This is a genomic window from Rhodococcus sp. C26F, from assembly GCF_053345925.1.
Genome location: NZ_JBKFBA010000092.1, coordinates 1 through 5,515, shown reverse-complemented (window position 1 = coordinate 5,515; position 5,515 = coordinate 1). Strand labels below are relative to the sequence as shown.

5 protein-coding genes are annotated in these 5,515 nt (G+C 61.0%); 1 reads left to right on the top strand and 4 read right to left on the bottom strand.

The window, feature by feature from the left end:
- Together nudC and ACLBYD_RS30415 are read right to left on the bottom strand one after the other, a co-directional pair.
- Positions 1-979, bottom strand: a 979-nt coding sequence (gene nudC / locus ACLBYD_RS30420; RefSeq protein WP_447819366.1) for an NAD(+) diphosphatase, incomplete at its 3' end; no start/stop codon positions are given.
- Between the two features lie 76 nt (positions 980-1,055).
- Positions 1,056-1,352, bottom strand: a complete 297-nt coding sequence (locus tag ACLBYD_RS30415; RefSeq protein WP_447819365.1) for a Dabb family protein — start codon at positions 1,350-1,352, stop codon at positions 1,056-1,058.
- 431 nt (positions 1,353-1,783) lie between these two features.
- On the opposite strand from ACLBYD_RS30415, the gene ACLBYD_RS30410 reads away from it, so the two are divergent.
- A complete protein-coding gene (locus tag ACLBYD_RS30410) occupies positions 1,784-2,716 on the top strand; it encodes an alpha/beta hydrolase (protein WP_447819364.1) in 933 nt (310 codons plus the stop codon).
- Between the two features lie 428 nt (positions 2,717-3,144).
- On the opposite strand, the gene ACLBYD_RS30405 is transcribed toward ACLBYD_RS30410, so the two are convergent.
- Positions 3,145-3,945, bottom strand: a complete 801-nt coding sequence (locus tag ACLBYD_RS30405; protein ID WP_447819363.1) for a crotonase/enoyl-CoA hydratase family protein — start codon at positions 3,943-3,945, stop codon at positions 3,145-3,147.
- Positions 3,946-4,093: 148 nt separating this feature from the next.
- Positions 4,094-4,999 (bottom strand): alpha/beta hydrolase, encoded by a 906-nt coding sequence (locus ACLBYD_RS30400; protein WP_447819362.1) that lies wholly within the window; start codon positions 4,997-4,999, stop codon positions 4,094-4,096.
- Between the last annotated feature and the right edge of the window lie 516 nt (positions 5,000-5,515).

Below are 5,515 nucleotides of genomic sequence, written 5' to 3'. Positions count from 1 at the left end.
GACACGCCGCAACCGGTCGGCGTGTCGGCCAGAACGGGCAAAGGTTCACGGGTGCGGCACTAGCAGCTCGCACCCATGCGTCGAGCATGCGCCGTGCGATCGAGACCTTCCCCGGCAGCAACACGGGCGCATCGACCGAACTAGCCCAGTCGCCGGCGGCGAGGGCCTCCTTCACCTCCGCGCGGGAGCACCATACAGCCTCGCAGATCTCACCATCACTGAAGATGAGCGGTTCGCGAGGGTCGGCGATGGCATGGAAGCCGAGCATGAGGGAACGCGGAAATGGCCATGGTTGACTTCCGACGTAGGCCACGTCGGAGACAACGAGACCGACCTCTTCCGCAATCTCCCGCGCCACGCAGCTTTCGAGCGACTCACCGGCCTCGACGAATCCCGCCAGCGTCGAGAAGTTCCGCGCCGGCCACGCCGCGTGTCGCGCCAACAGCACGCGGTCCGCCCCGTCATGTACCAGACAAATGATCGCAGGATCGGTCCGCGGGTACTCCTCCCGACCGCACGCAGTGCACACACGCGTCCAACCACCCGAGGTGATCGTCATCGGCGCCCCGTCCTTGGCGCAGAAGTGGGACTCGTCCTGCCACATCAGCAGGGCTTGCGCGGTGAGATACCGTTCGGCATCAACAGCATCGAAGAACGCTCCGTGTGACCGCAGGTCACCGAACTCGATGCCCGCGCTCTCCATGGGGGCATCCGTGAGAAACTCGTCCCGTATAGCCCATTGATGCACTGCATCAACAACTCCCAACAAGACCGCGTGTGTCGGAGGGTGGGAACAATAGTCGGCAGCCGACTCGAGGAGCAGTTGTCCATCGATGATGCGAACCTGACCGGCACCGTTCACGCGAAGCAGTCGCGCATCCGGCCATGCCCTCGCCTGCGCGGTCGCATCGTCACGTAGCGCCACAGGGCGACTCAAGACATCGCCAGGAAGGGCACTCTCGACACCGTCAGCGTTCACAACTGATCACAACCTTCCGCAACGAGCGACCATGTCGACCGGCACTTCGTTCGTGAGCGTGCGGCCGGCACTGCCGTCAGGCATACTCGAACTGGATCGACGAGTACGATTCGGACATCACCGAGATGAATTCTTCAACGAGGCGCACATGATCGGGATGGGCCAGATATGCGCGGAAGGCGGGGACGTCTTCGAAAAGCGCAGATATTGCATAGTTGCCGATCCCGGGCTTGAGGGCGAGGTCCCTTCCGTAACGAAACTCGACGACCTGGGGAATGCTCACCGATATCGCGTCAAGAGCCTTGTGGAACGATTCGACCTGCTCGTCGGTGATGTCCTTCTTCCATATGAATGTTACGACGTGATGCAACATGATAATCCCTCTCTGGAAGCATAATTCGAACTCGACACCCGAAGTGGGCAGCACGTTTTCAGAGCCGCTGATGTGTCCTCACCATGACGTGCGGCGACCGAACATCTCTCCCCGCAGCCCGCGGGCGTACAGAGGAACCCATTTCTCGAGAGCACCTCGAGGGTGAACCCGTTCTCCGGTGGGTCCCTCGCGGTGCCGGGCCCGTCATCGAACGGTGATGGTGAGATTCTGGCCGTCTGTGGGTCACTTGGGTGACGGTAGAACAGTGATGGACCTTCGGTGTGTCCGATTGTGCAACACACATCTACGAGAACCGGGACAGACGGACAGTTGTGTTGTTTTCGGACACTCGTCCGCTCTGACCTCCTCGTAGTGTGACTCCACCGAATCGGCGATTGACCAAGTCCGTCTATCACATCAAGGAGATCACCATGGCACTCGATCCTGTAGTCGAGCAGTTGATAGACACGTTGAACGAGCAGGGACTGAAGTCGTTCGAGCAGATGAGTGTCGCTGAAGTCCGTGAGGTCATCGAATCCTTCACCGGACTGCAGGCGCCGAAAGCGGATCTTGCTCGTGTCGTCGACACGGTCTACCCCGGACCGGATGGCGACCAGGCCGTGCGTCTGTACATTCCGGAGTCCGATGCGCCCCTGCCGGCTGTGGTGTACATCCACGGCGGCGGGTGGGTTGCGGGCAGCCTCGACGTTACCGAGCAGCCTTGTCGCGCGCTGGCCGCGGACGCCCGAGTCATCGTGGCCGCCGTGAGTTACCGGCTCGCTCCCGAACACAAGTTCCCTGCCGCACCCGAAGACGCGTTCGCTGCTCTGAATTGGGTAGTCGACAACGTCGCCGACTTCGGTGGTGATGCGACGCGTGTCGCCATCATGGGCGACAGCGCCGGTGGCAATCTCGCCGCCGTCACCGCACTTCGGGCACGTGATACCGGCTCACCGGCCCTGTGTGCTCAGGTGTTGGTCTATCCGGTTATCGACGGCACGGCACGCTTCCCGTCATGGGAGGAGAATGCCGAGGGATATTTGATCACCGCGGCAGCAATCGGCTGGTTCTGGGAGCAGTACCTGGCCACACTGGAAGACGCCGAGAACCCGTACGCCTCGCCGGCCAAGGCGAAGAGTTTGGCGGGGCTTCCTCCCACGCTGATGTTGGTCAACGAGTACGAGGTCACCCGCGACGAATGCCTGAACTACGGGCGGATGCTGACCGAACAGGGTGTCCCGGTCCAGGTCGAACTGTATAGCGGTCTTGTCCATGGCGTGTACTGGATGACCGGTGCAGTTCCGCGCAGCGCTGAATTGCACAGCGCGGTTGTCGAATTCCTCGGCAAACAGTTCGCTCGCTGAGTACGAGTAACCGGTGGCTGTGCCGCAGTCATGTGCTACGAGCGCAGCCGCCCGTTGCTCGCTCAGCGCGTGCCCGCCGGCGTGTTGCACTCAGGTCCTCGTGGAGCCCATGCCTGGTCCAGCCGCTGGCTCCTCGAAGTGGCGGGCCCGCCGGCACACAATCTTCGAGCGCTGGATGTGCACGAGACACGAATACGGTCGTCCGGTTCCTCTTCGGGCAACTCAGGGAGGTCGAGACGTCCGAACTCGGGCGGGTGAACAACATGTTCCTCGTCCTGCCCCTGGCACTGAGGTAACAGTCAGTAGACCAGTGCTCGATCGAAGTGGACTCGTCGAACTTCACGACATCGTTCCTGTTGCTGCGATTGCCTTGCCGAACGTCCACGTGTCCGCACCGCTGATCGAGGAGCTTGCTACGTGAGGCATCGTCACTCGCCGGTGAATGCGGCAGTTCGCTTCTCCATGAGGGCGTTGACTGCTCTCGTGTGATCGGTGGTCTGTTGAACCAGCGCCTGCAGAGCAGCGGACAGTTCGAGGAGACTGTCGAGGCTCTGGTGCTGCCCTTCACGCAGGAGTTTTTTGGCCATCCGTACCGAGTGCGGAGGGTTGGCGGCCACCCTGTTGGCGAGAGCACGAGCTTCGTCGAGCAGCTGATCGGGAGGAACGACGTTCGAGACCAATCCCCACTCGAGAGCCTGTGTTGCGTCGACACGGTCACCCGTGAGAATCATCTCGGCCGCCCGCGCCGTACCGACCGCCTTGGGCAACAGCCACGCACCCCCGTCACCCGGGATGATGCCCAGCTTGACGAAGCTCTCAGCAAAGAACGCTTTTTCGCTGGCGATTCGGAGGTCGCACATGAGGGCAAGATCGCACCCGGCACCGATTGCAGGGCCGTTCACCGCTGCAATCAAAGGTACGTCGCAGTTGTACATCGCTCGTGGGATCCGTTGTATCCCGGCGCGATAGCCATCGCGTTGTTCGTGAGGCTTCCCGCCGAACAGTCCCCGGCGATTCGCCATGTCCTTGACGTTGCCGCCGGCGGAGAAGGTCGATCCCGCGCCGGTGACAATGACAGCGCGTACCCCGTAATCGGCGTTGACGGCATCCACGCATGCGACCAATGCGTCGACGACATCCATCCCTGAGACTGGGTTACGTTCAGCCGGCCGATTGATTGTCCACGTTTCGATGAATCCGTCGCGTTCTACGAGAACTGGATTTTCCATGTATGTGTCTTCCCGATCTTCACTGCAATCGATGGTTCGGATAGTGCACTGCTGACTGGCATGCGAACGGACTCGGCGGCGGNCCGCCGAGACACGTCCTCTTTCGTCGGCGCGCTTTGCTTTCAGTTGCACGCCCTACATGCGGTGTTCAGGCGAGCCCCAACTTCGGGCGTAGCCACTGGGCGATCCGGTTCAGTGCCTGATCCGCCTCGGGTGCTCGTCCCGCGTTGAAGTGGAAGACATGCTGCTGTTCGTCGACCACGTCGAGCACGGCTTCGCTCCCTGCCTTTTCGATCAACTCAACGACCCGGCGCGAGTCGTCGAGCAGAGTCTCATAGCCGCCGACCGATACATAGACGGGAGGGAAGTCTGTGTAGTCCCTGAGCAGGGGGTTTGCCCGCGGGTCCGTCGCTTCCGAGAGGTCGGTCAGGAAATTCTCCCGCATCATCTCGAGGACTGCCCTCTTGGCCAGGACGTCGACTGCGTCGTTCGATTCGATCGTCAACCCCTTGATCTCCATATCGAGCCACGGCGAAAGAGCGACAACGGCGGCCGGAATGGGAAGTGCCATACCCGCAAGTTCGAACACTGTCGAGATGGCGAGATGTGCGCCTGCCGAGTCGCCGACCGTCGCCATATGTTCTGCCTTGTAGCCCTGCGTACGGAGCCACTTGTGCACGGCAATGCAGTCTTCGAGCTGTGCTGGATGCTTTGCCTCCGGCGCGAGCCGGTAGTCCACCACGAGTGCGTGAACTCCTGCCAGCTTGGCGAGGTGTGCTGCAAGCTTGCGATGGGAAAAGCGTGAACCTGTCACGAATCCGCCGCCGTGCGTGAAGACGATCACCCGGTCTTCGGCGGCGCCCAGCGGCTTGGCCCATGTTGCCGGCACACCGTTGGCTGTCACTTCTTCATACGTGACATCGGTAGGTTCGATGGTGGGAAGATGCCATTCTTCGAACATGTCTCGCTGACCTGCGAGATCCATACCTTCGGACCGTCGAAGCCAGGACGAGTACAGGTCGTTGAGGAACAGCGATTCTTTGCTCACGGACATGTGTTGCTCACTTTCATCACCGGTCGAGAAGGAAATTGACTGATCAGGAAGGCGTGTAGCTCGTGTATCGCGTACGCACGGTGTCATCCCACCCAGTCGGCTGAACGGAAAAGCCGCTAGGGAAGGTCAGCGATTGTCTCGGTTTGTCGAATGTCGGCACTCACCGATCACCACGTGTGTTCGGCATCGAGGCTTACGCCGTCGAGGCGGTGACGTGACGGTTCCGCGATGTCGCTGATCGAACTTTTCGCATCCGTCGCTCACTATGCGAACGCACAGATGCAAGTTGTGCGGGTCGTTTGTGCCGACGTTACTGGAAGAGTGCTGATTGCAACTCAATGTAGAGATGCTGCAACTTCTTTCCATCGAGGTGGAGCGGCAGGGTCGTCCTCAGATCGCTACGAGAGGTCCGATGACGGGCTTCCACTGGTAGATGCTCTGGTCGACGACAACACCCTGCGTGACATAGGGGTCCTTGGCGAGCAGGGCCTGCAGGTCGTCTTCGCTGTCCGCCTT